Origin of the sequence: Nocardia sp. NPDC002869, from assembly GCF_046764065.1 — a bacterium.
GTDB lineage: Bacteria > Actinomycetota > Actinomycetes > Mycobacteriales > Mycobacteriaceae > Nocardia > Nocardia rhamnosiphila.
Window position 1 is genome coordinate 48332 of record NZ_JBKOOL010000006.1, and the last position, 24829, is coordinate 73160.

Annotated in this window: 21 protein-coding genes and 1 tRNA gene; 18 read left to right on the top strand and 4 right to left on the bottom strand. The window is 68.1% G+C overall.

Features of this window, described 5'->3' with window-relative positions:
- Positions 1-62 precede the first annotated feature (62 nt).
- On the bottom strand, positions 63-527 hold the full coding sequence (locus ACLML9_RS01895) for a peroxiredoxin (RefSeq protein WP_411943816.1): 465 nt from the start codon (positions 525-527) through the stop codon (positions 63-65).
- Between the two features lie 78 nt (positions 528-605).
- Between ACLML9_RS01895 and ACLML9_RS01900 the strand changes: the two genes are divergently transcribed.
- From ACLML9_RS01900 to ACLML9_RS01940, 9 genes are all read left to right on the top strand, one after another.
- The gene (locus ACLML9_RS01900; RefSeq protein ID WP_411943817.1) at positions 606-2204 is read left to right on the top strand and encodes an anthranilate synthase component I; all 1599 of its coding nucleotides are present in this window, start codon (positions 606-608) and stop codon (positions 2202-2204) included.
- Positions 2201-3106 (top strand): TIGR02234 family membrane protein, encoded by a 906-nt coding sequence (locus ACLML9_RS01905; protein ID WP_411943818.1) that lies wholly within the window; start codon positions 2201-2203, stop codon positions 3104-3106. Before ACLML9_RS01900 ends, ACLML9_RS01905 begins: the two co-directional genes overlap by 4 nt.
- A 143-nt stretch (positions 3107-3249) precedes the next feature.
- Complete coding sequence (gene trpC, locus ACLML9_RS01910) at positions 3250-4068, top strand: indole-3-glycerol phosphate synthase TrpC (protein WP_030523755.1); 819 nt, start codon at positions 3250-3252, stop codon at positions 4066-4068.
- Positions 4065-5360 carry a tryptophan synthase subunit beta gene (trpB, locus tag ACLML9_RS01915; protein WP_411943819.1) on the top strand — a complete coding sequence of 432 codons (1296 nt, stop codon included), beginning with the start codon at positions 4065-4067 and terminating at the stop codon, positions 5358-5360. Before trpC ends, trpB begins: the two co-directional genes overlap by 4 nt.
- Entirely contained in the window at positions 5357-6157 is an 801-nt protein-coding gene (gene trpA / locus ACLML9_RS01920; RefSeq protein WP_411943820.1) for a tryptophan synthase subunit alpha, read from the top strand. The genes trpB and trpA overlap by 4 nt, the downstream gene beginning before the upstream one ends.
- A 147-nt stretch (positions 6158-6304) precedes the next feature.
- The gene (gene lgt / locus ACLML9_RS01925) at positions 6305-7543 is read left to right on the top strand and encodes a prolipoprotein diacylglyceryl transferase (protein WP_411943833.1); all 1239 of its coding nucleotides are present in this window, start codon (positions 6305-6307) and stop codon (positions 7541-7543) included.
- A 104-nt stretch (positions 7544-7647) separates the two neighbouring features.
- The gene (locus ACLML9_RS01930; RefSeq protein ID WP_030523751.1) at positions 7648-8151 is read left to right on the top strand and encodes a TM2 domain-containing protein; all 504 of its coding nucleotides are present in this window, start codon (positions 7648-7650) and stop codon (positions 8149-8151) included.
- Positions 8152-8440: 289 nt separating this feature from the next.
- Entirely contained in the window at positions 8441-9859 is a 1419-nt protein-coding gene (pyk, locus tag ACLML9_RS01935; protein ID WP_411943821.1) for a pyruvate kinase, read from the top strand.
- Positions 9860-9884: 25 nt separating this feature from the next.
- Positions 9885-10778 carry an acyl-CoA thioesterase gene (locus ACLML9_RS01940; protein ID WP_411943822.1) on the top strand — a complete coding sequence of 298 codons (894 nt, stop codon included), beginning with the start codon at positions 9885-9887 and terminating at the stop codon, positions 10776-10778.
- A gap of 19 nt (positions 10779-10797) precedes the next feature.
- Here ACLML9_RS01940 and ACLML9_RS01945 read toward each other — a convergent pair whose 3' ends face one another.
- Both ACLML9_RS01945 and ACLML9_RS01950 read right to left on the bottom strand, forming a co-directional pair.
- Positions 10798-11205, bottom strand: coding sequence for a hypothetical protein (locus tag ACLML9_RS01945; protein WP_411943823.1), 408 nt, complete (start codon positions 11203-11205; stop codon positions 10798-10800).
- 248 nt (positions 11206-11453) lie between these two features.
- Positions 11454-12083 carry a low molecular weight phosphatase family protein gene (locus ACLML9_RS01950; protein ID WP_411943824.1) on the bottom strand — a complete coding sequence of 210 codons (630 nt, stop codon included), beginning with the start codon at positions 12081-12083 and terminating at the stop codon, positions 11454-11456.
- 342 nt (positions 12084-12425) lie between these two features.
- On the opposite strand from ACLML9_RS01950, the gene ACLML9_RS01955 reads away from it, so the two are divergent.
- Positions 12426-13793: a DUF1214 domain-containing protein gene (locus ACLML9_RS01955; protein ID WP_411943825.1), complete on the top strand. Its 1368-nt coding sequence runs from the start codon at positions 12426-12428 to the stop codon at positions 13791-13793.
- 248 nt (positions 13794-14041) lie between these two features.
- Here the strand turns inward: ACLML9_RS01955 and ACLML9_RS01960 are convergent.
- Positions 14042-14128 (bottom strand) — tRNA-Leu (locus ACLML9_RS01960).
- A 221-nt stretch (positions 14129-14349) separates the two neighbouring features.
- Between ACLML9_RS01960 and ACLML9_RS01965 the strand changes: the two genes are divergently transcribed.
- The 8 genes from ACLML9_RS01965 to ACLML9_RS02000 all read left to right on the top strand — a co-directional run bounded on the left by ACLML9_RS01965 (position 14350) and on the right by ACLML9_RS02000 (position 24701).
- A complete protein-coding gene (locus ACLML9_RS01965; RefSeq protein ID WP_357429293.1) occupies positions 14350-14946 on the top strand; it encodes an ANTAR domain-containing response regulator in 597 nt (198 codons plus the stop codon).
- A gap of 243 nt (positions 14947-15189) precedes the next feature.
- Positions 15190-16380 (top strand): branched-chain amino acid ABC transporter substrate-binding protein, encoded by a 1191-nt coding sequence (locus tag ACLML9_RS01970; RefSeq protein ID WP_411943834.1) that lies wholly within the window; start codon positions 15190-15192, stop codon positions 16378-16380.
- A gap of 94 nt (positions 16381-16474) precedes the next feature.
- Positions 16475-17512 carry a branched-chain amino acid ABC transporter permease gene (locus tag ACLML9_RS01975; RefSeq protein WP_030523741.1) on the top strand — a complete coding sequence of 346 codons (1038 nt, stop codon included), beginning with the start codon at positions 16475-16477 and terminating at the stop codon, positions 17510-17512.
- Positions 17509-18903, top strand: coding sequence for a branched-chain amino acid ABC transporter permease (locus ACLML9_RS01980; RefSeq protein WP_411943826.1), 1395 nt, complete (start codon positions 17509-17511; stop codon positions 18901-18903). The genes ACLML9_RS01975 and ACLML9_RS01980 overlap by 4 nt, the downstream gene beginning before the upstream one ends.
- Positions 18900-19946, top strand: a complete 1047-nt coding sequence (locus ACLML9_RS01985) for an ABC transporter ATP-binding protein (RefSeq protein ID WP_411943827.1) — start codon at positions 18900-18902, stop codon at positions 19944-19946. The genes ACLML9_RS01980 and ACLML9_RS01985 overlap by 4 nt, the downstream gene beginning before the upstream one ends.
- Positions 19943-20704 (top strand): ABC transporter ATP-binding protein, encoded by a 762-nt coding sequence (locus tag ACLML9_RS01990; protein ID WP_411943828.1) that lies wholly within the window; start codon positions 19943-19945, stop codon positions 20702-20704. The genes ACLML9_RS01985 and ACLML9_RS01990 overlap by 4 nt, the downstream gene beginning before the upstream one ends.
- 63 nt (positions 20705-20767) lie before the next feature.
- The gene (gene polA, locus ACLML9_RS01995) at positions 20768-23506 is read left to right on the top strand and encodes a DNA polymerase I (protein WP_411943829.1); all 2739 of its coding nucleotides are present in this window, start codon (positions 20768-20770) and stop codon (positions 23504-23506) included.
- A gap of 403 nt (positions 23507-23909) precedes the next feature.
- On the top strand, positions 23910-24701 hold the full coding sequence (locus ACLML9_RS02000) for an MspA family porin (RefSeq protein WP_411943830.1): 792 nt from the start codon (positions 23910-23912) through the stop codon (positions 24699-24701).
- The last annotated feature ends 128 nt before the right edge of the window (positions 24702-24829 follow it).

Sequence of the window (24829 nt, forward strand, 5' to 3'; positions counted from 1 at the left end):
GTGTGGCATCTCGGAAACGAAGGTGAGTTCATTCACAGGGCCCGGGCGGGCCCCGCGGCGGATCAGGCGGCGGTGCGGCCGCGGAGGAACTCCAGCGCCTTGTCGGCGTGCACATTCGCGCGTAGTTCACTGCTGATCACGGTCAGGATCCGGCGGTCGGTACCGATCACGAAGGTATGCCGCTTCACCGGCACCAGCTTGCCCAGCAGGCCGCGTTTGACTCCGTATTCCGCGGCGACCGTGCCGTCGGCGTCGGAGAGCAGTGGATATTCCAGCCGCTGCGATCCCGCGAACCCGGCCTGCACGTCCACCGCGTCGGCGCTGATCCCGGCGCAACCGGCGCCGAGCGCGGCGAATTCGGCGGTGAGATCACGGAAATGGCAGGCCTCGGCGGTGCATACGGGGGTGTTCGCGGCGGGGTAGAAGAACAGGACGAGTGGCCCGCCGGCCAGCAGGGAGTCCAGGGAGCGGAGCGTACCGCTCTGATCCGGGAGTTCGAACGAGGGCGCGAGCGAGCCGATCTTCATACCCGGACAGTACCTGTGACGGCGGGTCGCGCGGGGTGCGTCGTGACGCCTCGGAGCGGAACTGGAATGATAGGGCAAATGCACGGCGCGCCCACTCCCGCGACTACCTCCCGCGAACGATTCCTCGAACTCGCCGCCGAACACCGGGTCGTTCCCGTGACCCGGAAGGTGCTGGCGGATTCGGAGACTCCGCTGTCGGCCTACCGCAAACTGGCCGGTGACCGCGCGGGCACTTTCCTGTTCGAATCCGCGGAGAACGGCCGATCGTGGTCGCGCTGGTCCTTCATCGGCGCGGGCAGCCCGTCCGCGCTCACCGTCGTGGACGGCGACGCCACCTGGCTCGGCACCACTCCCGCGGGTGCGCCCTCGGGCGGTGACCCGCTCACGGCGCTGCACGAGACCCTGGAACTGCTGCGCACCGAACGGCTGCCCGGTCTGCCGCCGCTCACCGGCGGCATGGTCGGTTACCTCGGCTACGACGCGGTACGCCGGATGGAACGGCTGCCCGAGCACGCGCTCGACGATCTGCGACTGCCGGAGATGGTGCTGCTGCTGGCCACGGACCTGGCCGCGTTCGATCATCACGAGGGCGCGATCACTCTGATCGCCAATGCCGTGAACTGGGACGGCACCTCCGAGAACGTCCACGCGGCCTACGACGACGCCGTCGCCCGGCTGGACCGGATGACCGCCGCGCTCGGCGCGCCCGCCCCCTCCACGGTCTCGGTGTTCGATCAGCCCGAACCGCAGTTCCGGCGGGCCCGTACCCCGAACGAATTCGGTGCCGGCGTGCGTCGCCTGGTCTCCGAGATCGAGGCCGGTGAGGCGTTCCAGGTGGTGCTGTCGCAGCGCTTCGAGATGGACTACGGCGGCGCGCCGATCGATCTGTACCGGATGCTGCGCGCGGCCAACCCGAGCCCCTACATGTTCCTGCTGCACATTCCGGACGGGGACGGCAACACCGCGTTCTCCATTGTCGGGTCCAGTCCGGAGGCGCTGGTGGCGGTGCAGGACGGCGTCGCGACCACGCATCCGATCGCGGGAACCCGGTGGCGCGGCGCCACCGAGGAGGACGATCTGCTGCTCGAGAAAGGCCTGCTGGCCGACGCGAAGGAGAACGCCGAACATCTCATGCTGGTCGATCTCGGCCGTAACGATCTCGGCCGGGTGTGTGTCCCCGGGACGGTGCGCGTCACCGAATACCGGCACGTCGAGCGGTACAGCCATGTGATGCACCTGGTCTCCACGGTCACCGGGCGGCTCGCCCCGGGCAAGATCGCTTTGGACGCGGTGCGCGCGTGTTTCCCGGCGGGCACGCTCTCCGGGGCGCCCAAGGTCCGCGCGATGCAGTTGATCGAAGAACTCGAGCCCACCCGGCGCGGTGTGTACGGCGGGGTGGTCGGCTACCTCGATTTCGCGGGCGACGCCGATACCGCGATCGCCATCCGCACCGCGCTGCTCAAGGACGGTATCGCCTACGTGCAGGCCGGTGCCGGTGTGGTGGCCGACTCCGAGGCCGAATACGAGGACACCGAATCCCGTAACAAGGCGATGGCCGTACTGCGCGCGGTGGCCGCCGCCGGAACGGTGCGTGCCTTCGACGAGGGCACCGACGCAGACCCGCGCCGGGACGGGGATCGCGCATCCGCCGCCTCGGTGCCCGGCGGCGCCGTATGACGGCACCCGGTGATCCGGTCGCCGACCCCGACGACACCGGTGGTGCCGCCCCGGGCGGTGCCGATTCCGGCGCGACCCGGCCGGGGCCCGTCGACCGGGGCGACGAGGAACTGTCCGCCGCCACGCCGGCCGGACCTGCCCCGGGCAGCCGGTACCCGGTGCCCGCGATCGGGTTGCTCGCCGTGGCCGCGGCCGCGCTGTGGGGGTCCTCGCGATTGACCTGGGTCACCGTCACGTCGGCGGACGGGCTCACCGAGCCGCGCACCGACGTACTGAACGGCGGTGTCTGGTTCGGCGCGCTGACACCGCTGGCGCTGGTGCTGCTGGCCGCGATCGCGGCGGTTCTGGCGACCCGTGGGTGGGTGCGCCGGCTGGTGGGAGTCCTGGTGGCGTTGATCGCCGCGGTGACTGCCGTTCCCGCGCTGGCGCTGCTCACCGGGTCCGGGGCCACGGAGCAACGGGCGGCGGCGCTGGCCGAACTGCCCGGCCGGGCGCAGGTGCAGGAGCTGGTGACGGCACCGGGCGCCGCCGTGCTCGCGCTGGCCGGGGCGGCGGCGGCGTTCGGCGCCGGACTGCTGCTGGCCCGGATGCCGGCCGGTGCGAAACAGCTCTCCGGCAAATACGACGCCCCCGCCACCCGTAAGGCCGCGGCGACGCGGGCGGTCCAGGAGGGTACGGCGGGCGGCCCGCTGCCGGAACGGGTGCTGTGGGATGCCCTCGATGCCGGTGCCGACCCGACCGATCCCGCGGACACGGAGCCGGCGGCGCCGGGCGACACACCGAACACGCGCGATACCCATTCCGAGGCCTCGGGAAACATTCCTGAGGCGTCCGGGGACGGCGAGAACCGGCCGGGTACGGCCGGAAAAGCGGATTCGAAGGAATCCGGCGACGCCCCTTAGCAGGTCGGCCGGGGCGGTGTGACCCGCCCCCGGCGTCACGGCGCCGCGCGCTTCCATTTACTCTTGTTCAGCATCGGTGAGACATCGCCTGGGGGAATCCTGCAGGCAATAACTCGCGTCTCCCCAGAAAGGATTCGAGCCAGATGACGGTACTCGACTCGATTCTCGACGGGGTCCGCTCGGATGTAGCCGCTCGGGAAGCGGTGCTGGACTTCCCGGCAGTGAAGGCAGCGGCCGCCGCCGCGGCCCCGCCGCTCGATGCGAAGGCCGCACTTCTCGAAGACGGTATCGGCGTGATCGCCGAGGTGAAGCGGGCCAGTCCATCCAAAGGGGCACTCGCCGAGATCATCGATCCGGCCAGTCTCGCCAAGGCCTACGAGGACGGTGGGGCGCGTGTGATCAGTGTGCTGACCGAGGGCCGCCGGTTCCACGGATCGCTCGACGATCTGGACGCGGTCCGGGCCAGCGTGAACATTCCGGTGCTGCGCAAGGATTTCGTCGTCGGTCCCTACCAGATCCACGAGGCCCGGGCGCACGGCGCCGATGTGATCCTGCTGATCGTCGCGGCGCTGGAGCAGGACACCCTGGCCTCGCTCATCGACCGCACCGAATCGCTGGGGATGACCGCGCTGGTCGAGGTGCACACCGAGGAGGAGGCCGATCGGGCGCTCACCGCGGGCGCCACGGTCATCGGGGTCAACGCCCGGAATCTCAAAACTCTCGAGGTGGATCGGGACTGCTTCTCCCGGATCGCCCCGGGCCTGCCCACCGAGGTCATCCGGATCGCCGAATCCGGGGTCCGCGGCACCGCCGATCTACTCGCCTACGCCGGTGCCGGCGCGGACGCGGTACTGGTCGGCGAGGGGCTGGTCACCAGTGGCGACCCGCGCGCCGCGGTATCCGAACTGGTCACCGCGGGCACGCATCCGTCCTGCCCCAAACCGGCCCGGCGGGGGCGATGATGACCGCGGGCGGCCCCTCGTCCACCAGTGCTCCGCTGCCCGCCGCCAGCCGGGGAGTGGCCCAGCGTAGCGAGCACGAACCCGATGAGGGCGGCCACTTCGGCGTCTACGGCGGCCGGCATGTGCCCGAGGCGCTGATGGCGGTGATCGAGGAGGTCACCGCCGAATACGACAAGTCGCGGCTGGACCCGGACTTCCTCGCCGAGCTGGACCGGCTGCAGCGCGACTACACCGGCCGTCCGTCGCCGGTCTTCGAATGCGTGAACCTGGCCGAGCACGCCGGGGGCGCGCGGATCCTGCTCAAACGCGAGGACCTGAACCACACCGGGTCGCACAAGATCAACAATGTGCTGGGCCAGGCGCTGCTCGCCAAGCGGATGGGCAAGACCCGGATCATCGCCGAAACGGGCGCCGGGCAGCACGGTGTCGCCACCGCCACCGCGTGCGCGCTGCTGGGCTTGAAATGCATCGTCTACATGGGGGCCGTGGATACCGCGCGGCAGGCGCTCAACGTGGCCCGGATGCGGTTGCTCGGCGCCGAGGTCGTCTCGGTGACCCTGGGCTCGCAGACGTTGAAGGACGCGATCAACGAGGCGCTGCGTGACTGGGTCACCAATGCCGACGACACCTACTACTGCTTCGGCACCGCCGCCGGACCCCACCCCTTCCCGGTGATGGTCCGCGATTTCCAGCGGGTCGTCGGACTGGAGGCCCGCGCCCAGGTGCAGTCCCTGACCGGGCGCCTGCCCGACGCGGTGACCGCCTGTGTGGGCGGCGGCTCCAACGCCATCGGAATCTTCCACGCCTTCATCGACGACCCCGGCGTCCGGCTGATCGGATACGAGGCGGCCGGTGACGGTGTGGAGACCGGACGGCACGCGGCCACTTTCGCCGGCGGTTCCCCGGGTGCGTTCCAGGGCGCCTACTCGTACCTGCTGCAGGACGAGGACGGCCAGACCATCGACTCGCATTCCATCTCCGCCGGGCTGGACTATCCCGGCGTCGGCCCGGAGCACGCTTTCCTGAAGGATATCGGCCGCGCCGAGTATCTCCCGGTCACCGATACCGCCGCGATGGACGCCCTGCTGCTGCTGAGCCGCGCCGAGGGCATCATCCCGGCCATCGAATCGGCGCACGCGGTCGCCGGGGCGATCGAACTCGGCCGGGAACTCGGCGAGGGCGCGATCATCCTGGTGAACCTGTCCGGTCGTGGTGACAAGGATATGGATACCGCCGCCCGCTGGTTCGGGCTCTTCGACGATCCGGACACCGGCAAGGAGAACGGCCAGTGAGTTCCGATTCCCGACTCGGCGCCACCTTCGCCGCCTGCCGGGCCGAAAACCGGGCCGCGCTCATCGGATATCTGCCCGCCGGATACCCGGACCTCGACGGATCGCGCCAGGTCGTGCGCGCGATGGTCGAATCCGGTTGCGATATCGTCGAAGTCGGCGTTGCCTATTCCGATCCGGTGATGGACGGACCCACCATCCAGGCCGCCGCCGATCAGGCGCTGCGCGGCGGGGTCCGGGTGCGCGATGTGTTCTCCGTGGTCGAGGCCGTGACGAGTGCGGGTGCGCAGGCCGTGGTGATGACCTACTGGAACCCGGTGCTCAAGTACGGTGTGGACCGTTTCGCCCGCGACCTGGCCGCGGCCGGCGGTGCCGGACTGATCACCCCGAACCTGATCCCGGAGGAGGCGGGCGACTGGTTCGCCGCCTCCGACGCCCATCATCTCGACCGGATCTTCCTGGTCGCCCCGTCCTCCACCGAGGAGCGTCTGGCCTCCACCCTCGAGGCCAGCTCCGGTTTCGTCTACGCCGCGTCGACCATGGGTGTCACCGGCGCCCGCGACGCCGTCTCGACCATGGCGCCCGCTCTGTGTGCCCGGATCCATGAGCACAGCGAGATCCCGATCGGTGTGGGCCTGGGCGTGCGCTCCGGCGCACAGGCCGCCGAGATCGCCGCGTACGCCGACGGTGTGATCGTCGGGTCCGCCCTCGTTTCGGCCGCCGCGCAGGGCCTGGACGCGGTCCGCGCCCTGACCGGCGAGCTGGCCGGCGGGGTCCGCGCGGCGACGGTCACGTCCTGATCGGCGTGCTGCCCGTGACACACGGGTGGAGCCCGTACTTGCCTGGATAATCGGCTCGACTACGGTTGCCCCGTGACCGTTATCGCCGCACCGGATACCGTCGCGACCGCCGGAACCCCCGGCGGCGCCGTCTCGCACGCCGCCGATCTGCTGGCCTATCTCCCCAGTCCGCCGCAGGGCGTCTGGGAAATCGGCCCGTTCCCGCTGCGGGCGTATGCGATCTGCATCATCCTCGGGATCATCGTCGCCATCTGGTGGGGTGAGAAACGCTGGCAGGCCCGCGGCGGCGAAGCCGGCACCGTGCTGGATGTCGCGGTCTTCGCCGTCCCGTTCGGGCTCGTCGGCGGACGCCTCTACCACGTCGCCACCGACTGGCAGAAGTACTTCGGCGCCGACGGCAACCCGGTGGACGCGCTGAAGATCTACCAGGGCGGGCTGGGTATCTGGGGTGCGGTCTTCTTCGGCGCCATCGGGGCCTGGATCGCCTGCCGCATATACAAGATCCCGCTGCCCGCGCTCGGCGACGCCGTCGCCCCGGCGATTCTGCTGGCGCAGGCCATCGGACGGCTCGGCAACTATTTCAACCAGGAACTCTACGGCCGGGAAACCGATCTGCCGTGGGGCCTGGAGATCTATCTGCGGTTCGACGATTCCGGCCGGCTCGACATGATGAACGGTGTCTCCTCCGGCGAGGTGCATTCGATCGTGCACCCCACCTTCCTCTACGAGCTGATCTGGAACGTGCTGGTGGTGGTCGCGCTGGTGCTGATCGACCGGCGTTTCCGGATCGGCCACGGCCGGCTGTTCGCCCTGTACGTGGCCGGTTACTGCTTCGGCCGGTTCTTCGTCGAGCTCATGCGTGACGACGAGGCCACGCAGATCGCGGGTATTCGGATCAACTCGTTCACCTCCGGTCTGGTGTTCCTCGCCGCGGTCGCCTATGTCCTGTTCGCGACCAAGGGGCGCGAAACCCCCGAGCAGCTGAGCCCGGACGCGGCTCCCCGGCCGTGGCCGTGGCAGCTGGGCGCATTGCGTGCGGCGGGGGCCGCCGGCGCGGCGGGTTCGGTGGCGACGGCAGCAGGCACCGCCGACGAGACGGTCGAGGATACCGCCGGTGACGTGGCCGGGGACGTCGGAAAGGATGAGGTCGAAGACACCGGAATTGCCGGTGCCACATCGTCTTCCGAGCCTGTGACAGGAGAGGAAGCGCTCGGCGAAGCCGGGGAGACCGATTCGGGCGCCGCGGACTCCGATCCGGCGGAGACGCAGTCGGGGTCCGGTTCGGCCGCGGCGGAATCGGCGGCGACCGCGACCGGGTCATCCGATGATTCCGTGCCCGAGAAGGACGGCGAAGCCGCCGAATCCGCTGCTCCGCGAGGCAAATAGGACTCCGTTCGGCGGTCGGCGCGGGCATCTGGCAGCATCTTGTCGGAGGGGAGGCGACACCAGGTTGTCTTCCGCTGCCGGGGGGCACCGACCAAGGAGGAACGATGACCGATCCGTACCAGCAGGGCGGGCCGCAGTACGGCCCACCCGGAACCGGGCCGGACCTGAGCAAATCGCCCGGTGCGCCGGGCTACCCGTCGCAGCCGCAACCGCAGCCCTACCAGTCCTATCCGTCCCAACCGCAGCCGTACCCGCCGCAGGGCCAGTACGGGGCGCCTCCCGGCTACGGCCAGCCGCCGGCCGGCTACGGCCCCCCGATGGGCCCCGGCGGATACAACCCGATGGACCCCGAGGCGCCCTACGGCCGGGATATGAACGGCGTGCCGTACTCGGACAAGCAGAAATTGACCGCCGGCCTGCTGCAGATCTTCCTGGGCGCGTTCGGTGCGGGACGGTTCTACATCGGCGATACCGGTATCGCGATCGCCCAGATCGCGGTCACCTGGCTCACCTGTGGTTTCGGTGGTATCTGGCCGCTCATCGACGGCATCATGATGCTCACCGGCAGTGTGCAGGACCCGCAGGGACGGCCGCTGCGCGAGAACTGACCCGCCACACGCTTTCCGCAGACCCCCGGCCGCGCCGGGGGTCTGTTCCGTTTCCCGGGCGGTCCACGCGTCGCTGCGCGATGGGCGCCGCCCGCGCCCCGGTCGTGGTTCGCGGACATGCCGATTTCCTATGTCGTAGCGTGGAGTTGACCATTGTGTAGCTATGCAGTGAATTTCGTATGGCAGAGTTAGCTTCGCAGGTCTACCCGTGATTCGCCATATGCTCCGGTCCGGCGGATCGCCCGGGGGCGGACGGAGCGGGACAACTCGGCAGGATTAGGCTCGACACGTGATGCGACGGACGAAGATTGTGTGCACCCTCGGCCCGGCCACTGCCACCGAGGAACGTATTCGAGAGCTCGTCGAGAGTGGTATGGATGTCGCCCGGCTCAATTTCAGCCACGGCGAGCACTCCGACCACGCCGAAAACTACAAGAAGGTGCGGCAGGCCTGCGACGATCTCGGCCGCGCCGTCGGCATACTCGCCGATCTGCAAGGCCCCAAGATCCGACTGGGTCGCTTCGCCGAGGACCGGACGGTCTGGGCGACAGGTGAGACCGTGCGTATCACCGTCGACGATATCGTCGGCAGCCACGACCGCGTCTCCACCACCTACAAACAGCTCGCCGCCGACGCCAAATCCGGCGACCGGCTGCTGGTCGACGACGGCAAGGTCGGGCTCGAGGTGATCCGCGTCGAGGGCAACGACGTGGTCTGCGAAGTGACCGAGGGCGGCCCGGTCAGCAACAACAAAGGCGTTTCGCTGCCGGGTATGGACGTTTCGGTGCCCGCGCTCTCCCAGAAGGACATCGAGGATCTGGAATTCGCGCTCAACCTGGGCGTGGACTTCATCGCGCTGTCGTTCGTGCGCTCCCCCTCGGATATCGAACTCGTCCACGATGTGATGGACCGGGTCGGCCGCCGGGTGCCCGTGATCGGCAAACTGGAGAAGCCCGAGGCCATCGACAACCTCGAGGCCATCATCCTGGCGTTCGACGCGGTCATGGTGGCCCGCGGTGATCTCGGTGTGGAACTGCCGCTCGAGCAGGTGCCGATCGTGCAGAAGCGGGCGATCCAGATGGCGCGGGAGAACGCCAAGCCGGTCATCGTGGCCACCCAGATGCTCGAATCGATGATCGAGAACTCCCGGCCCACCCGCGCGGAGGCCTCGGATGTGGCGAACGCGGTGCTCGACGGCGCGGACGCGGTCATGCTGTCCGGGGAAACCTCGGTCGGTAGGTACCCGATCGAGACCGTGCGCACCATGGCCCGCATCGTGCACGCGGTGGAGACCGAATCCACCAACGTCCCGCCGCTCACCCACACCCCGCGGACCAAGCGCGGTGTGATCTCCTACGCGGCCCGCGATATCGGGGAACGTCTCAACGCCAAGGCCCTGGTGGCCTTCACCCAGTCCGGTGACACGGTCCGCCGGCTGGCCCGGCTGCACACGCCGCTGCCGCTGCTGGCGTTCACCCCCCTTCCGGAAGTACGCAGCCAGCTGGCACTGACCTGGGGTACCGAAACCTTCATCGTGCCCACCGTGGACAGCACCGATGCCATGATCAAACAGGTCGATCAGGCGCTGCTGAGCATGAACCGGTACCGCAAGGGCGACCTCGTGGTCATCGTCGCGGGCTCCCCTCCCGGTACCGTCGGTTCCACCAACCTGATCCACGTGCACCGCATCGGCGAGGAGGACCACTGATGACCGAGGATCGCGGAGCCGCTCGGTGAGCGCGCCGGTCGACGACACCGAGACGGACAACCACACCGATCTCGACACCCTGCTGGAACTGCTGGACCTCGACGAGGTGTCCGAGGACGTCTTCCTCGGACACCATCCGGCGAAGGTGTCCAGCCGGACCTTCGGCGGCCAACTCGTCTCCCAGGCGGTGATCGCGGCGGGCCGGACCGCCGGCCATCGTCCGATCCACGTGCTGAACGCTCATTTCGTGCGCGGCGGCGATGTGAAGAAGCCGATCGAGTACCACGTGGAGCGGCATCGTGACGGCCGGGCATTCGCCAACCGCACGGTCACCGCCACCCAGGACGGCCAGGAACTGTTCGTCATGCTGGCCTCGTTCCAGGAGTGGGGTAAGGGCCTCGAGCACGCGCACGAGCGGCCCGAGGTGCCGGACCCGGAGACCCTGCCGCGGATCCAGGAGAGCTTCGCCGGGTTCGAGGACAAACTCGAGATGTTCGTGAACGCCCCGCACCCGATCGATATGCGGTACACGAACGATCCGGCCTGGATTCTCAAGGGGACCGGGGAGAAGCTCAATCACAACCGGGTGTGGATGCGCGCCGACGGCACTCTGCCCGACGATCCGCTGGTCCATGTCGCGGCGCTGAGCTATTCCTCCGACACCACCGTGCTCGATTCGATCATCACCACGCACGGCCTGTCGTGGGGTCTGGACCGGATCGTGGCCGCCACGGTGAACCATTCCATCTGGTTCCACCGGCCGTTCCGTTTCGACGACTGGGCGTTGTACTCCACCGAGTCCCCGGTCGCCGCGGGTTCGCGTGGTCTGGCCACGGGCCGGTTCTACTCGCGCGCGGGCGACCTGCTGGCGACGACCGTGCAGGAAGGCGTGATCCGGCACTTCCCGGCCCGCCGCTGAGCAGACGCGAACTGCCGGATCAGAGTCGCTCCGGCAACAGCGGTTCCCCGCCGAGATCGGTGCGCTGTTCGGCGCTGAAGGTGAACGGTGCGCCGGGGCCGTGTGCGTCCAGTCCCCGGAGCAGCCGGTGTTCGAGGGCGGCGAGATAGCCGTCGGTGAGTTCGGCCGGATCGCCGGCCAGGCTCAGCGCGATCTCGAACGTCGCGTGCCCCTGCGGCTGCGCCCCCGGATTCGCGGTGCGCCAGCGGTTGTCGAACTCGCGGTGCCGGGAATCGTCCTCGGCGACGGGCAGGGTGAAACGCCACGCGCAGATATCACCCTCACCCAGATGCTCGTCCAGTTCCGCTCGGACGGTGTCGACGAGATCGTCCAGGATTTCCGGGGTCACATAAACATGAAGCGAAACATCCGAAATGCGTTTCGGCATGCCTGATTCCTGTCGTGTGTCGAACCTGCAACGGGATCGGATTCTTCGGAACGATGGTCCGGATGGCGAGTGTAGTGCCCGGAACGTGGAAAGTCAGGTTGCACGCCGGTATTCGCGGTTGTCCGGGGCCCCGGCGGGCCGGACGCGGGTCCGCGGGGCCGCGGCCTGCCGCGGCACGGCGGGGAATCGGCGGGTCGTCAACCGCGACGGACCGCGCGCCGGTCAGACCGGTGTTCGGGCTCGAGTCCTCATGCGTACCAGCCGGTGTGCTGGGCCGCGACCAGTGGTGAGAGCCGGGGCGTGGCGGCATTCGGCTGCACCACCAGCGGCGGCCGGCCCCAATGCTGATCCCCGGGCGTGGCGGTGGGGGCCAGGGCGACCAGCAGCGGTACCAGCGCGTCGGCGATCCGGTCACCGACCTCGCAGTACGACTTGGCCGACAGGCCCACCGGGTCGGCGATGTTCTCCCGCCCGACCCGCGACAGGTTGTGCCGGTGGCGATGTAGATCGGCCACGGTCCGGGCGCCGGTGACGCGGGCGATTCGGTAGGCCTCCAGCAGCGTGAAGGTCCGTGAGTTCGAGCCGGCCGCCGTGTCGCCCACCTCGTCGCGAATGTTCTCGGTCATGGTGAGTACGAGATCCGCGCGATCGCTATGCTCGGGCCTGAGTTTGCGAGCACGGAAACCACCGGGATCCCCACCGAGCCCGGTGATGGCCTCGGCCGCCCGCGGCTCCACCGGAAAGCCCACCAGGGCCCGGGTGCCGGCACTTTCGGCGGTGATGCCGGTGAGCCGGTATTCGACCGCGATGGAACGGGTGAGCCGTTCGGCGATCACCGAACGGCACACGTTTCCATTGCAGACGAACAGGATGTGCATAGCGGCCACGGTAATTCCCGCCGCCTGCGCTGAGCACCGGTCTCTGTGCAATTTCACAGCGCTCCGGGTGTCAATTCATCTGCATGTAGCGTGCCGTACACGAATCCGGCCCGATTTTTCCCGGCGGTACGAAAAATGTTTCCGTGAAGACCGTGCCGTCTCTCCGGTGGGGCCGTGCGGTCCGCGTGCGGAGTTCGAATTGCGAGGTGATCCGTCCCGGATGCCCGGATGGTTTCTCCGGTCGGTTCACCCGGTCCGGGTGAGCCGGGGAACACGATCTGCGGCGTACGGTTGCCGAAGTATGCCCGGAGGACCCGTCGAGCGAGGGGAAGGTGGCTGCTCATGGCCGGTTCTGTGGGTTTCGCGGGACCGACGGTGACCCCGGAATACGCGCGAACGGTAGCGCGGACCGCGTATCTGTGGGGCTGGCCGCTGGTGAACATGCACAACCGCCGCGTCGCGATGAATCAGCTCGCCGAGCCCGGGCTGCTGGCCGGGACCGTGCCCGCCGGTCCACCCGGCACGTTGAGCATGCTGGGCGATTATCTCCGGCCCGAGGAACGTCTCGTCGCGTGCCCGGATCAGGACGTGGTCCACGGGTTCGGGGTTTTGGACGGGCGGCTGGAGCCCTCGGTGGTGCAGGTACCCGAATTCGGTGACCGGTTCTGGGTGTATCAGGCGGTGGATCAGCGCACCGATTCGTTCGCCCGGCTCGGTGCCATGTACCGGACCACGCCCGGGTTCTATCTGCTCGCGCACGAATTGTGGACGGGTACGGTGCCCGCCGGGATCACCGGTGTCTTCCGCTACGACACCCGCTGCGGGGCGGTGATCCCCCGGGTTTTCCTCGACGACACCGCGCGCGACCGTGCGGTGATCGCGCCGCTGGTGGACCGGATCACCATGTATCCGCTGTCGGAGTTCGACGGCAGTGTGCGGATCGCCGACCGGTCGTCGGCGCCCTCCTTCGGCGGGGGTTCCGCGCCCCGCGTCCGGCACGAGCGGCAGTGGGTGGATCCGGAGCAGTTCTTCTGCGTACTCGGTGAGGTGCTCGACGAGGTGCCGCCGCGGCCGGGTGAGCAGGCCCTGTACGCGCGGTTGCGCGCAGTGCTCGCCGCGGCCGCGCACGACCGCGAGATCGCGGAGGTGCTGCGGCAGGCCGCGGTCGACACCGATGTGGCGGTGGGGGAGTTGTTCGAATTCCGCAATATCGGCATCCCGGTGGCCCGGCACTGGACCACCGGGCACCACGGCGCCGAGTTCGGGACCGACTACCTTTCCCGGACCGCGATGGCGAAAGCGAACATCTTCGCCGACGTACCGGACGAAACCGCCTGCTATTACCAGGATCTCGACGACGCCGGCGACCGCCTGCACGGTGCCCGCACCTACACGGTGCACTTTCCCGCCGGGCAGTTGCCGCCGGTGCGGGGGTTCTGGTCGCTGACGGTCTACAACAGCCGCCACCTCTTCCACTCCAACGAACTGGACCGGTATTCGCTGGGGACCAGGAATCAGGACCTCACCTACGGTGACGACGGCTCACTCACCCTCACCGTCGGTGGTGCCGGCCCCAGCGATCCGAAACAGCTCGCCAATTGGCTACCCGCGCCCGCTGACGAATTCTCGCTCGTCCTGCGCGCCTACTGGCCCGAATCCGGCATTCTCGACGGCAGCTGGGCGCCTCCCGCGGTCGGGCCACGGGTCTGACCCCGCTTCCCGATATCGCGCCCGGCGGGCCCGGGTGCCGACCGAACGCCTCGCCGCCGACGGCCCCCGCGCGGATCAGGAGGAGCCGGCGCGCGATCGACGAGGCCCGTACGTGCGACCAGGAGATGATGTTCGTCGAGCTCGGAGCGACCACCCTGAGAGCGCAGTACGTGGGTGATATGTGGCGGCGGGAGCCGCGCTCGCCATCGGAACGGTAATCGGCCGGATTCGAAAATATCGTCCGACCTTGGTGCCGAGTGTGGGACTCGAACCCACACGTCCTTTCGGACAACGGTTTTTGAGACCGTCGCGTCTGCCAGTTCCGCCAACTCGGCGCACCGGGTGCACATAGTATCCGCTGCCGGCCCGGAACACCCAATCGCGGGGGACCCGATAGGGCCGGAACCCGGTTACGCAGGGTATATGCACCGCCGATCCCGGTGAAAGGTAGTCTCTACACCACCCGATCGCGTGACGGCGGATCGACAGCCGTACCCCGGCCGAGATCCGTCGTCCGTGCTCTCGGGACGAGGCATCGGAACCAGAGGGGTCGTTTATGAGCACTAGTGCGGACGCCGCGGCGAAACGCGTGGTCGTCGCCGAAGACGAGGCGTTGATCCGGATGGATCTGGTCGAGATGCTGACCGAAGAGGGGTACCGGGTGGTGGGGGAGGCCGGGGACGGTCAGCAGGCGGTGGACCTCGCGGTGGAGCACCGGCCGGATCTGGTGATCATGGATGTGAAGATGCCGCGCCGGGACGGGATCGATGCCGCGGCCGAGATCGCCTCCAAACGTGTTGCGCCCGTGGTCATCCTGACCGCGTTCAGTCAGCGTGACCTGGTGGAGCGGGCGCGCGACGCCGGTGCCATGGCCTATCTCGTGAAACCGTTCACCAAATCCGATCTGGTTCCGGCGATCGAACTGGCGGCCAGTCGCTTCCACGAGATCACCGCGCTGGAGAGCGAGGTCGCGGGCCTGTCCGAGCGGTTGGAGACGCGCAAACTCGTCGAACGGGCCAAGGGCGTGCTCATGCAGACGCAGGGGCTCAGTGAACCGCAGGCCTTCAAATGGATCCAGCGCACCGCCATGGACCGCCGCACCACGATGAAGGCCGTGGCCGAGGTCGTCCTGGAGAACCTCACCCCGCAGTGATCCCCGCGGCGGGCGCTTACCGGCCTTAACAGCCCGGAAACACCGGCCGGAAAATAATGTGCGAAGACATCATCCCGATGATCCGAATGTGACACGGGATCAACATGCCGGAGCTATGTTTCTCACGAGTCGGAGTTTTCGGCTTCCTCGGCCGGCCGAGGTTGATGAGGAACATAGGGGTAGATCGTGCTTGATTCTACTTGGCTGCCGGGTGTCCCCCGGCGCGGGCGCACGGTACGCACAATACTGGGTATCGGCGCTGCCGCGGCGCTGGTCCTGACAGGTTGCGGCGACAAAACCGCCGGTGAGGCGGATACGGCGGGAGCGGGGGGACTGTCCATCCAACCGCTGATGCAGATCGACTCGGCGGGTAAGGAAGTACCGGCCGCCGACAGCGGCGCCGCGGCCGATCCGGCCGGCAACGGGGCGGCCACCTGCCCGCCGACCACCACCATTGCCATGGCCGGCGCGCTGACCGGCCCCGACGCGGCACTGGGCATCAATATCGTCAACGGTGTGAAACTGGCGTTGGACCAGCACAACAAGGCGAATCCGGGCTGCCGGATCACGCTGAAGGAATACGACACCGAGGGCGATCCGCAGAAGGCCAGCCAGGTGATCCCGCAGATCGTGAACGATCCGTCGGTGCTCGGTGTGGTCGGTCCCGCGTTCTCCGGCGAGACCAAGGCCACCGGTCAGATCCTCAGCGATGCCGGGCTGGTGGCGGTCTCCTCTTCGGCCACCAATGCCACGCTGACGAAGAACGGCTGGAAGACCTTCTTCCGCGGCCTGGCCAATGACGATGTGCAGGGCCCGTCGGTGGCGAAGTACCTGGTCGGCACGGCCGGCTACAAGAAGGTGTGCGTCGTCCAGGACAACACCGATTACGGTGTGGGTCTGGCCCAGAGCATTACCGCCGGCCTGGGCGCGGCCGCCGATCCGGCCTGCGCGGCCAGTATCAAAAAGGGCGACAAGGACTTCTCCGCCACCGTCACCAAGATCTCCGGCGCCCAGCCGGACGCGATCTTCTACTCGGGGTACTACGCCGAGGCGGCACCGCTGGTGCAGCAGTTGCGGTCCGGCGGGGTGGACGCGACCTTCGTCTCCGCCGACGGCACCAACGATCCGCAGTTCGTCTCGCAGGCGGGCGGCTCGTCGGAGGGCGCGCTGCTGTCGTGCCCGTGCGGCCCCGGGCCGGACGAGTTCTCCCAGGCCTACGAGGAACTGAACGGCCAGGCGCCGGGCGTGTACTCGGTGGAGGGCTACGACCTCACCACCATCCTCGCGGCCGGTATCGATGCCGGCAAACTCACCCGCCCCGACCTGCTGGAGTTCGTCCGCGGGTACAGCGGGGAGGGCCTGGCCCGGCACTACCAGTGGAATGCGGACGGTGAACTGTCCTCCGCGCTGATCTGGGTCTACAAGGTCGGATAACGGTCGGCGGGCGGTACGCGCTCCGGCATTCGCCGGGGGCGCGTACTGCGCGCTGCTCGGGCGAGGGTCCGATGACGATGAGGGCGGATTTCGAATGACAGCATCCTTGCCGGCCGCCGCGGCCGTTCTCGCGCAGGGATCGATCGACTTCAACTACCAGGGTGTTATCGATCAATTCTGGCGGCTCACGGTCGACGGTTTGTCCTATGGTGCGATATATGCGCTGGTAGCGGTGGGGTACACCCTGGTCTACGGGGTACTCCGCTTGATCAATTTCGCGCATTCCGAAGTGTTCATGCTCGGGATGTTCGGGCAGTACGTGGGCCTGATGCTGCTGGGGTTCGCGCCCAGCGGCAATGTCTACAGCCAGGGCGTCATCCTCACGGTGACCTATATGGGCCTGGCGATGCTCTTCGGGATGGCGGTGTCGGGTGCGGCCGCGGTGGGATTGGAACGCGCGGCCTATCGTCCGCTGCGCCGCCGCGGTGCCAAACCGTTGACCTTCCTGATCACCGCGATCGGCATGTCGTTCGTACTCCAGGAGTTCGTGCACTTCGTGCTGCCGAAGCTGTGGCCGGACCTGGGTGGTACCAATGCGCAGCAGCCGATCATGCTGGTCGAACCGACGGTGCAGTTCACCATCGGCGGCGCCGACGTCACCAATGTGACGCTGGTGATCGTGGTGTCGGCGGTGACACTGGCGGTCTTGGCCGAGGTGCTCATCAACCGCACCCGGTTCGGGCGCGGTATCCGCGCGGTGGCCCAGGACCCCGATACCGCCACGTTGATGGGGGTTTCGCGGGAACGGGTCATCATGTTGACGTTCCTCATCGGCGGTCTGCTGGCCGGTGCCGCCGCAATGCTGTACGTGATGAAGATTCCCAACGCCATCATCTTCTCCGGCGGGTTCGTGCTCGGCATCAAGGCGTTCAGCGCCGCGGTGCTCGGCGGTATCGGGAACCTGCGCGGCGCTCTGCTCGGTGGTCTGCTGCTCGGCCTGGTCGAGAATTACGGCCAGATGCTGTTCGGTACCGAATGGCGGGACGTGGTGGCGTTCGTGGTGCTGGTGCTGGTGTTGTTCTTCCGGCCCACCGGCATTCTCGGTGAAAGTCTCGGGAGGGCCCGCACATGAGCACGGTGCAGATCGATAAAACCGCGGGGCACGGGCTGGGCGACGAGATCCGCGCCTGGTGGGCCGGGCTGAGCCGTCCGGCGCAATGGGCGGTGGGTATCCCCGCCCTCGCGGTGCCGGCGCTGCTGCCGCTGTTCCCGCCGCCGCTGCTGGACACCCCGGGGACCAGCTTCGGCGGGGTCATGGCGCAGTTCGCCATGTACGCCCTGATCGCCATCGGCCTGAACGTGGTGGTGGGCCAGGCCGGGCTGCTGGATCTCGGCTACGTCGGCTTCTACGCGGTCGGCGCGTATACCGTCGGCCTGCTGACCAGCCCGAACAGTCCGTGGAACCAGACCGACGGCGGTCGGCTGCACTCCGATTGGGCGTGGCTGGCCTGTGTTCCGCTGGCCATCCTGGTGACCGCGGTCTCCGGGCTGATCCTCGGTTCGCCGACGCTGCGGCTGCGCGGGGACTATCTGGCCATCGTGACCCTCGGCTTCGGTGAGATCGTCCGCCTGCTCGCCGACAACCTGGGCGAACTCACCAACGGCAGCCTGGGTCTGTCCGGCATCGCCAATCCGCATATCGGCGAATCGGAGTCCCGGCCCAACGGTGTGTTCTCGGCCGGAAACGTCGGCGACCCGGGCAGCTCCGACCTGATCGACCGCGCCAACTCCGGGACCTGGTGGTACTGGGTCGGCATGCTCGCCGTGGTGGCGGTGCTGCTGCTGGTCGGCAACCTGGAACGCAGCCGGGTCGGCCGGGCGTGGGTGGCCATCCGCGAGGACGAGGACGCCGCCGAGATCATGGGTGTGCCCACCTTCAAGTTCAAGCTGTGGGCGTTCATGATCGGCGCCGGGATCGGTGGCCTGTCCGGCGCCCTGTTCGCCGGGCAGGTGCAGTTCATCAACCCGACCGGGTTCAACATCATCAACTCGATGCTGTTCCTGTGCGCGGTGGTGATCGGCGGCCAGGGCAACAAACTCGGCGTGATCGTCGGGGCCTTCCTGGTGGTGTACCTGCCGAACCGGTTGATGTCGGTGGAGATCACCGATGACGAGACCACCGGATACGTCCAGCTCGCGGTCGCGGTGGTGGTGATCGCGGCGCTGCTGGTGGGCTGGCGGCTGCGGGCCCGGGAGCTGACCGGCCCGTGGCGCTGGGGGTATCTCGCGGTGACCGTGCTCGCGGCGGTGTACGCGGTGCTGCTGCTGAGCAGTGTGCTCATGTTCTATGCCGGCGGTGCGCAGAGTCTCGGTGACCTCAAATATCTGTACTTCGGAATCGCACTGGTGGTGATGATGATCCTGCGACCCCAGGGCCTGTTCCCGGTCCGGCAGAAACTGCTCGCCTACGGCCGCCAGATCGTGCGGGCCGTCCGCCGGCCCGCCGGGGAGGCGACCTCGTGACCGGGCCGAACGCGGGTGACGCGTTATTCGACAACGAGGACCTGGCCGCCGGTTACGCGGCCGAGCAACCGATCGCATCGGCCGGTGAGGTCGATGTGGCCGCCGTCGATCCGGCGCTGGCCGACGCGGCGACGGTGGCCGAGGTGGTGGCCGCGCACCGGGAGATCCGCACCGAGGTCGGGGCGCCGCTGCTGCGTACCGAGAACCTCACTGTGAAGTTCGGCGGGCTCACCGCCCTCGAAGCGGTGAGTTTCGAGATCCGGCGCGGCGAGATCCTGGGTCTCATCGGCCCCAACGGCGCCGGGAAGACGACCTGTTTCAACGCGATCACCGGGGTGTACCGGCCCGCGGCGGGCGCGGTGTACTTCGACGGGAAACCGCTCACCAAGAGCAAACGTAACGCGATCACCCGGCTCGGGATCGCCCGGACGTTCCAGAACGTGCGGCTCTTCGGTGAGATGACCGCACTGGAGAACGTGGTGGTGGGCACCGACGCCCGGCACCGGACCTCGGTGCCGGGCGCGATCCTGCGGACGCGGCGGCATCGGCGGGAGGAACGCGACGCGATCGAACGCGGGATGGCACTGCTGGAGTTCGTGGGGATCGCGCCGCGCGCGGTGGAGAAGGCCCGCAACCTCTCCTACGGCGATCAGCGGCGCCTCGAGATCGCGCGGGCGCTGGCGACCGAACCGAAGCTGCTGTGCCTGGACGAACCGGCCGCGGGGTTCAACCCGAGTGAGAAATCCGCGCTCATGGACCTGATCCGCAAGATCCGCGACGACGGGTTCACCGTGCTGCTGATCGAGCACGATATGCGGCTGGTGATGGGAGTCACCGACCGGATCGTGGTGCTGGAGTTCGGGCGCAAGATCGCCGACGGCCTACCCGAGCAGATCCGCACCGACCCCGCGGTCATCGCCGCCTACCTGGGCGTCCCGGACGAGGAGCTGACCTCGGCGGACCTCGCGGCGTCCACGGCGGCGCTGCGCGCGGAGAAGAACACGGCGGGCGACGCCGGGAACGGATCGGAGGAGCGCGGATGACCACGGCACCGGACCAGTTCGCGAAGGACACCGGCACCGAGCCACTGCTCGAGGTCACCGATATGGTTGTCGGCTACGGCAGGATCCAAGCCCTGCACGGTATTTCGCTGCGGGTCGCCCCGGGGGAACTGGTCACCCTGCTGGGCGCGAACGGCGCCGGGAAGACCACCACCATGCGTGCCCTGTCGGGGCTGCTGCCGTTGACTCGCGGGCAGATCCGGTTCGAGGGCGGCGATATCAGCCGGCTGAAGGCACACGAGCGGGTGATCGGGGGGTTGGTGCAGGCGCCCGAGGGCCGGGGTGTGTTCCCGGGGATGACCGTGCAGGAGAACCTCGATATGGGCTGCTACGCCCGGCCCTTCGCGAAGAAGACCGAGTACGCGGCCGCTCTGGAGCGGGTCTTCGAACTGTTCCCGCGGCTGCTGGAGCGGCGCAAACAGGCCGGCGGCACGCTCTCGGGCGGCGAACAGCAGATGCTCGCCATCGGGCGGGCGCTGATGGCCCGGCCGCGGCTGCTGTTGCTGGACGAACCGTCCATGGGGCTGGCGCCGATGGTGATCCAGCAGATCTTCCGGATCATCGCCGAGATCAACGCCACCGGCACCACCGTGCTGCTGGTGGAGCAGAACGCCCGGCAGGCGCTGGCCCGCAGTGACCGCGCCTACATCGTGGAAACCGGGAAGATCACCAAGACCGGGCGCGGCCGCGAGCTGCTCGACGATCCCGCGGTACAGGCCGCCTACCTGGGAGTCGGCTGAAGCCGGGGCCGACCCGGTACGGGTGTGGGTGGGTGTCGGTGGGGGTCCCTAGACTCTCGGGGTGTGACCTCACCGACCACTGCGCAGCCGACGTCCGCCTCCGCCGCCCCGGGTTCCTCGGGAGATCGGCCCACGCTGCTGCTACTGGACGGGCACTCACTGGCCTACCGGGCCTTCTTCGCGCTGCCCGCGGAGAATTTCCAGACGGTCACCGGGCAGACCACCAATGCGGTGTACGGGTTCACCGCCATGCTCATCAATCTGCTGCGCGACGAGAAACCGACCCATGTGGCCGCCGCCTTCGACGTCTCCCGGCAGACCTTCCGGGTGGAGGCATACCCGGAGTACAAGGCCAACCGGTCGGCGACTCCCGACGAATTCCGCGGGCAGGTCGAACTCACCAAAGAGGTGCTGGGCGCGCTCGGTATCCCGGTGATGGCGATCGAGGGTTACGAGGCCGACGACATCATCGCCACGCTCACCACCCAGGCCGTCCCGCAGGGATACCGGGTGCTGGTGGTCACCGGCGACCGTGACGCGATCCAGCTGGTCTGTGACGATGTGACGGTGCTGTATCCCCGGAAAGGGGTCTCCGATCTCACCCGGTTCACTCCGGAGGAGGTCGAGAAGAAATACGGTCTCACCCCGGCGCAGTACCCGGATTACGCGGCGTTGCGTGGCGACCCCAGTGACAACCTTCCCGGTATCCCGGGCGTGGGGGAGAAGACGGCCGCCAAATGGATCCGGGAGTACGGGGATCTGAACACACTCGTCGACAAGGTGGACGAGGTCCGCGGCAAGGTCGGTGATTCGCTGCGCGCCAATCTGAGCAGTGTGGTGCTCAATCGTCAGCTCACCGAAATGGTTCGCGACGTCCCGCTGCCCTACACTCCCGATCAGCTGGCCCAGGGGGCCTGGAACCGGGAGCGGATCCACCAGCTGTTCGACGATCTGGAGTTCCGGGTCCTGCGCGACCGGCTCTTCGAAACCTTGGCCCCGCCCACCGTGGAGGCCGAATCGGGTTTCGAGATCAGCGGGCGCACGCTCGAGCCCGGCAGTGTCGCGGACTGGCTCGCCGAGCACGCGAAATCCGGTGCCCGGCACGGTATTTCGTTGTCCGGCACCACTACACCGGCGGCCGGTGACGTGCGCGCGCTCGCCATCGCCGCCGCGGACGGCGAATCCGGCTATATCGATATCACCGCCCTCACCGCCGAGGACGAATCGGCGCTCGGTGCCTGGCTCACCGATACGTCGCACAGCAAGGCCCTGCACGAGGCCAAGGGCGCGCTGCACGCGCTGCGCGGTCGCGGCTGGACACTGGGGGGCCTGAGCAGCGATACCGCGCTGGCCGCCTATCTGGTCCGGCCGGGACAGCGCAGCTTCAACCTCGACGATCTGTCGCTGCGGTACCTGCACCGGGAACTGCGCACCGAGACCGAGGCCGCGCCGCAGCTCTCCCTGCTGGACGCCGAGGACGCGGTCGATGCCGAACTCGCGCAGAACGAAATGCTGCGGGCCCGCGCCGTCGCCGATCTGGCCGACGCCCTGGACGAAGAGCTCACCAAGATCGAATCCACGCCGCTGCTCGACGAGATGGAACTGCCGCTGCTCGGGGTGCTCGCCGAACTCGAGGACGCCGGTATCGCCGTCGACACCGATCAGCTCGGCGCATTGCAGCGGCAGTTCGCGGACAAGGTCGCCGAGGCCGCGAACGCCGCCTACGACGTGATCGGCAAGCAGATCAACCTCGGGTCGCCGAAACAGCTGCAGGTGGTGCTGTTCGACGAACTCGATATGCCCAAGACCAAGCGCACGAAGACCGGCTACACCACCGACGCGGACGCGCTGGAATCGCTCTACGAGAAGACCGAGCATCCCTTCCTGCAGCATCTGCTCGCCCACCGCGACGCCACCCGCCTCAAGGTCACCGTGGACGGCCTGCTGAAATCCGTGGCCGACGACGGCCGGATCCACACCACCTTCAACCAGACCATCGCCGCCACCGGGCGGCTGTCGTCCACCGAACCCAATCTGCAGAATATTCCCATCCGTACCGATACCGGCCGGATGATCCGCGACACCTTCGTGGTCGGCCCGGGCTACGAATCGCTGATGACCGCCGACTACAGCCAGATCGAAATGCGGATCATGGCCCATCTCTCCGGGGACGAGGGCCTGATCGAAGCCTTCAACTCCGGCGAGGATCTGCACAGTTTCGTCGCCTCCAAGGCGTTCGACATTCCGATCTCCGAGGTGTCCCCGGAGATGCGCCGCCGGATCAAGGCCATGTCCTACGGCCTCGCGTACGGCCTCAGCTCCTACGGTCTGTCCGCTCAGCTGAAGATCAGCACCCAGGAGGCGAAGGAGCAGATGGATATCTACTTCGCCCGGTTCGGCGGTATCCGCGACTATCTGCACGCCGTGGTGGAGCAGGCCCGCAAGGTGGGCTACACGCAGACCCTCTTCGGCCGGCGCCGCTACCTGCCCGACCTCGACCACAGCAACCGCCAGCGCCGCGAGGCCGCCGAGCGGATGGCGCTCAACGCCCCGATCCAGGGCACCGCCGCCGATATCATCAAGGTCGCGATGATCAATGTGCACAGCGCGCTGGCCGAGTCCGGGCTGCGGTCGCGGATGCTGCTGCAGATCCACGACGAACTCGTCTTCGAGGTCGCTCCGGGTGAGCGGGAACAGTTGCAGGAGCTGGCCCGGGAGCAGATGGCCTCCGCCATCGAACTCTCCGTCCCGCTCAGTGTTTCGGTCGGCCTCGGGCGCAGCTGGGACGCGGCGGCGCACTGAGCCGCGCGGCGGCAGCGGTCCGCAGCGTCCGCCGGGGCGGATGATCGTCGGTGGGCCCGGACCGTGCCGTGCTGTCCACAGCGGACAGAGGTCGTGACGATTTCTGCCGCGAGGTGCCGTCTGCTCGGCCGCCCCGGTTCCGGAAGGGGGATGGACGGCGATTGTGCGCCGATCAGTGGAGTATTCGGCGCGTGGCCTGTGCCCGGTACCGGGCACAAGTGTTTATGATGCTCCGCGAGTACTGCTTACCGATTCATCGGCGAATCTCGGGTGCGGTACGGATATTTTGCTTCCGGGGTAATCGCCTGGAAATCGGGTTCGCCTGTGCGATCCGGGTTTCGTGACAGTCGGCGGTGTCCGAGTTCGTGTGAATTTTCGATCCGAACATGAGGACTGGAGCACGATGAACCACAAGTATTCATCCATTGTGGCCACGCTCGCCGCGGTGATATCGGTCGTCACCGGCGCTGTCTCCACTGTCGATACCGCGGCACGGGCAGCGCCGGGGGAAATCGATTCCGGTGGGCTGCGCGTGGTGGCGTCCGCGAATTCCAGTACTTCCGAGCCGTCCGGTGACACGGCTATGGGGGTGCCCTTCGCGCACGCGATCAAGGTATCCGGGGACTTCTCGGTCGCCGCCGACGGCGGCGCACCGCTGCGCGGCGGTGAAATCGTCGCCGGCTATCTGCTCGGCTGCGCCATCGATATAGCCAACGGTATCTCGGTCGCCATCGCGCCGAGTGTCGGTGCCTCCACCGAGGTCGCACCTGAGGCGGGTGTCGATTTCGGGGTTGATCTCGCCCCCGGTGCGGTCGAACCGCCTATGGTCGAGCCGGACCCCGAAGGGAACGGACAACCTATGGCCGATCCCTGGCTCGACGTGCTGACACCGCCCGAGGTCGGCGTCAGTGCCGGTGTGAACGCTGCTCTGGCGCAGGCCTTCGGTGTCGAGAGCGGCCTCGCCGGCGAGCTCGCGGTCAACTTGGCTCCCGGCACGGTGACGACGGCCGTGATCGGCGCGGCGGAACTCGACGCGGAGTCGACCTTCCCGTACACCTTCGCGCACAGCAATACCCCGTTGCAGGTCAACGGCTGTCTGTCTCCGGCCTCGGCCATGCCGTTCGTCACCGTGCGTGCCGATACCACCGGTGGCACGGTGCAGACGACGGGTTATGGCACCTCGTTCATATTCTGAGGGGACCCGGCCACCGCGCCCACTGCCGGTGCCCTCGGGTGCTGCCCGCTCTCGAAACGCGGCCCGTGGCGCGGCGAGTGACGAAAGTCACTCGCCGCCTGGCAGCCGTCGATCGCGGCCCGGACGCG

Coding starts and splice junctions, on each gene's coding strand:
- trpB (WP_411943819.1), top strand. CDS start 4,065: ATGATGACCGCGGGCGGCCCCTCGTCCACCAGTGCTCCGCTGCCCGCC.
- ACLML9_RS01900 (WP_411943817.1), top strand. CDS start 606: ATGCACGGCGCGCCCACTCCCGCGACTACCTCCCGCGAACGATTCCTC.
- ACLML9_RS01945 (WP_411943823.1), bottom strand. CDS start 11,205: ATGCCGAAACGCATTTCGGATGTTTCGCTTCATGTTTATGTGACCCCG.
- ACLML9_RS01950 (WP_411943824.1), bottom strand. CDS start 12,083: ATGCACATCCTGTTCGTCTGCAATGGAAACGTGTGCCGTTCGGTGATC.
- ACLML9_RS01955 (WP_411943825.1), top strand. CDS start 12,426: ATGGCCGGTTCTGTGGGTTTCGCGGGACCGACGGTGACCCCGGAATAC.
- ACLML9_RS02000 (WP_411943830.1), top strand. CDS start 23,910: ATGAACCACAAGTATTCATCCATTGTGGCCACGCTCGCCGCGGTGATA.
- ACLML9_RS01975 (WP_030523741.1), top strand. CDS start 16,475: ATGACAGCATCCTTGCCGGCCGCCGCGGCCGTTCTCGCGCAGGGATCG.
- ACLML9_RS01980 (WP_411943826.1), top strand. CDS start 17,509: ATGAGCACGGTGCAGATCGATAAAACCGCGGGGCACGGGCTGGGCGAC.
- ACLML9_RS01930 (WP_030523751.1), top strand. CDS start 7,648: ATGACCGATCCGTACCAGCAGGGCGGGCCGCAGTACGGCCCACCCGGA.
- trpC (WP_030523755.1), top strand. CDS start 3,250: ATGACGGTACTCGACTCGATTCTCGACGGGGTCCGCTCGGATGTAGCC.
- ACLML9_RS01905 (WP_411943818.1), top strand. CDS start 2,201: ATGACGGCACCCGGTGATCCGGTCGCCGACCCCGACGACACCGGTGGT.
- ACLML9_RS01965 (WP_357429293.1), top strand. CDS start 14,350: ATGAGCACTAGTGCGGACGCCGCGGCGAAACGCGTGGTCGTCGCCGAA.
- ACLML9_RS01895 (WP_411943816.1), bottom strand. CDS start 527: ATGAAGATCGGCTCGCTCGCGCCCTCGTTCGAACTCCCGGATCAGAGC.
- ACLML9_RS01990 (WP_411943828.1), top strand. CDS start 19,943: ATGACCACGGCACCGGACCAGTTCGCGAAGGACACCGGCACCGAGCCA.